3 protein-coding genes and 1 pseudogene are annotated in these 3,009 nt (G+C 61.1%); 3 read left to right on the forward strand and 1 reads right to left on the reverse strand.

Annotated elements, in window-relative coordinates:
• The 3 genes and pseudogenes from QM600_RS29220 to QM600_RS29230 form a co-directional block, all read left to right on the forward strand.
• Positions 1-483: pseudogene (locus tag QM600_RS29220) on the forward strand (steroid 3-ketoacyl-CoA thiolase); the annotation flags it as partial.
• A gap of 27 nt (positions 484-510) precedes the next feature.
• Positions 511-1,272, forward strand: a complete 762-nt coding sequence (locus tag QM600_RS29225; protein WP_283265254.1) for a 3-hydroxyacyl-CoA dehydrogenase — start codon at positions 511-513, stop codon at positions 1,270-1,272.
• Between the two features lie 13 nt (positions 1,273-1,285).
• Positions 1,286-1,912: a TetR/AcrR family transcriptional regulator gene (locus QM600_RS29230; protein ID WP_283265256.1), complete on the forward strand. Its 627-nt coding sequence runs from the start codon at positions 1,286-1,288 to the stop codon at positions 1,910-1,912.
• A 55-nt stretch (positions 1,913-1,967) separates the two neighbouring features.
• Here QM600_RS29230 and QM600_RS29235 read toward each other — a convergent pair.
• The coding region (locus QM600_RS29235; protein WP_283265258.1) for an AMP-binding protein at positions 1,968-3,009 on the reverse strand (1,042 nt) is incomplete at its 5' end.

Genomic DNA, 3,009 nt, shown 5'->3' on the forward strand with positions numbered 1-3,009 from the left:
CGTTTCCCGCAGGCGCAGTGGGCCATCACTCCGGGAAACTCGTCGCCCCTCACCGATGGCGCGTCGGCCGCTCTGATCATGAGTGAAGAGATGGCGTCGAAGCTGGGTCTGACACCCCGTGCCCGCTTCCATTCCTTCTCGGTTGTCGGTGACGACCCGTTGCTCATGCTCACCGCGCCCATCCCGGCGACGCATAAGGTGTTGGCTCGCGCCGGCCTGAGCATCGACGACATGGACACCTACGAGGTCAACGAAGCATTTGCTCCCGTCCCGCTGGCCTGGGCGCATGAGTTCGGGGCCGACCCGGCAAAGCTCAACCCGTGGGGCGGTGCCATCTCGCTTGGTCACGCCCTCGGATCGTCGGGAACGCGTCTGCTCGCCACGATGGTCAATCACCTCGAAGCGACCGGCGGACGCTACGGATTGCAGACCATGTGTGAAGGCGCTGGCATGGCTAATGCCACAATCATCGAACGTATCTGAATCTCACTGTTCCCGAAAGGAATTCACATGATCATCAACGACAGCGTCGCCGTCGTCACTGGTGGTGCCTCCGGCCTGGGCCTGGCAACCGTCAAAGCGCTTCTCGCAGACGGGGCCAGCGTCGTCATCATCGACCTGCCCTCGTCCAACGGTGAGGTCATTGCCAAGGAACTCGGCGACCGCGTCCGCTTCGCGGCAGCAGATGTCACCGACGAAGCTGCCGTCACGGCTGCGCTCGACCTAGCCGAGACCCTCGGGCCCATCCGTGTTGCAGTCAACTGCGCCGGAATCGGCAACGCCATCAAGACCGTCAGCAAGAAGGGTGCCTTCCCTCTCGATGCGTTCAAGAAGGTTATCGACGTCAACCTGATCGGTACCTTCAACGTGCTTCGCCTTGCAGCGGAGCGTATTTCGACAACCGAGCCCATCGACGGTGAGCGCGGCGTCATCATCAACACGGCTTCCGTCGCAGCGTACGACGGTCAGATTGGCCAGGCTGCATACTCCGCATCCAAGGGCGGCGTCGTCGGTATGACCCTGCCGATCGCCCGCGATCTGGCATCGCTGCTGATCCGCGTCAACACCATCGCGCCCGGTCTGTTCAAGACCCCACTGTTGGCCGGACTGCCCGAGGCTGCTCAGGAGTCGCTGGGCCAGCAGGTGCCGCACCCCTCACGTTTGGGTGATCCCAGCGAGTACGGATCATTGGCTGCGCACATCGTCTCCAACCCCATGCTCAACGGTGAGACCATCCGTCTCGATGGCGCAATCCGCATGGCACCGCGCTAATTTCAACCAAAACATGACTAGCGAAGCGGAAAATGCGAACTCGGTAGCGGTGGGGTGGCGATCCTTCCCGCCGCTGCCGATGAGCGACATCCTGCGTCATTCGCTGGAGTTGTTCGACGAGAACGGTTACCACGGCACGACGGTGCGGCAGATCGCCAACCGTGTCGGGGTAACCGTTCCTGCGTTGTACTACCACCACGCCAGCAAAGAAGCAGTGCTTGTCGCGTTGTTCGAGGTGTCGATGGAAGAGTTGAACACCAGAACCGAAGCGGCAGAAAAAGAAGCGGGTGAGAATCCGGTTGCACGCTTCTCGTTGGTAGTCGAGGCAATCGTTCTGTACATGACCCATCGGGCCCATCACGCGGCACTCGATACAGAGATTCGGCACGTCTCTCCGGAAAATCGAAGTCGCTACGCGGCCAGTCGGAAACGACTCGAGTTGTTGATGCGCAAGATCGTCAATGACGGTGTGGCGTCAGGAGATTTCTCGGTCACTGACACCGACGAAACTGTCCGAGCCATCCTCGGGATGTGCCAGTCACTGCCGCGGTGGTTCCAAACTGGTGGACCGATGACGCCGTCGCAGTTGGCGGAGAAGTACGTTGACATTGCGCTGCATACGGTCGGTTATTGCGCATGACTAAAGGCGGGCAACAAGTTTCCTCCTGTTGCCCGCCTTCAATGCCTACCGTATGTCAGAGGCGCGTGACTGTGAGTCCGCCCTCGTGGTAGTCGGACCGCAGACGCTTCTTGTCGAACTTGCCGACGCTCGTCTTCGGAACTTCCTGCACCACAGTCCAGTTCTCGGGCAGCTGCCACTTGGCAACCTTGTCCGAAAGGTACTGCTGCAGTTCCGACATCGTTGCTGTCGACCCCGCGCGCAAGACGACAGCCACCAGTGGGCGCTCGTCCCACTTCTCGTCCGGCACACCGATTACAGCGGCTTCGGTGACATCCGGATGACCCATCACCGCGTTCTCGAGGTCGACGGACGAAATCCATTCGCCACCGGACTTGATGATGTCCTTGGAACGGTCCGAGAGGCTGAGGAAGCCGTCGGCGGTAATGGTTCCGACGTCGCCGGTCTTGAGCCAGCCTTCATTGAACTTGTCGGCTGCGTCGACGCCGTAGTAAGCGCCGGTGATCCACGGTCCGCGAACTTCGAGCTCGCCGACGGAAACGCCGTCGTGTGCAACAGTTTTGCCGTCATCGTCGATCAGGCGCGCTTCAACGGATGCGGGGAAGCGACCCTGCGAGTAGCGGTACTTCCACATTGCATCGCCGGTGACGCCGACCGGGGGACGTGCAACCGATCCCAGCGGGGAGGTTTCCGTCATGCCCCAGGCGTGCAGGACGCTGACGTTGTGCTGCTCTTCGAACGCGTGCATCAGTGACGGAGGAACGGCGGAGCCACCGATCAGAACCTCGCGGATGAACGAGATGTCCTGGGGATTCTGCTCGAGGTAAAGGTGCAGTCCTTGCCAGATGGTGGGCACTGCGGCCGCGAACGTCGGCTTCTCGCTGGCGATGATCGCAGCCATCGGAGCGGGCTGCAGGAAGCGGTCAGGCATGATCAGAGACGCGCCAATCATGAACGCGGCGTAGGGAAGTCCCCACGACATTGCGTGGAACTGCGGAACAACTGCGAGTGCGCGGTCGCCCTGCCTGAGGTTGGGGCCATCGCTCATGCAGACCTGCATGGAATGCAAGTAGATCGAACGATGTGAGTACACAACA

It is taken from the genome of Rhodococcus sp. IEGM 1379 (assembly GCF_030056815.1).
In the GTDB taxonomy this organism is placed as follows: Bacteria; Actinomycetota; Actinomycetes; order Mycobacteriales; family Mycobacteriaceae; genus Rhodococcus_F.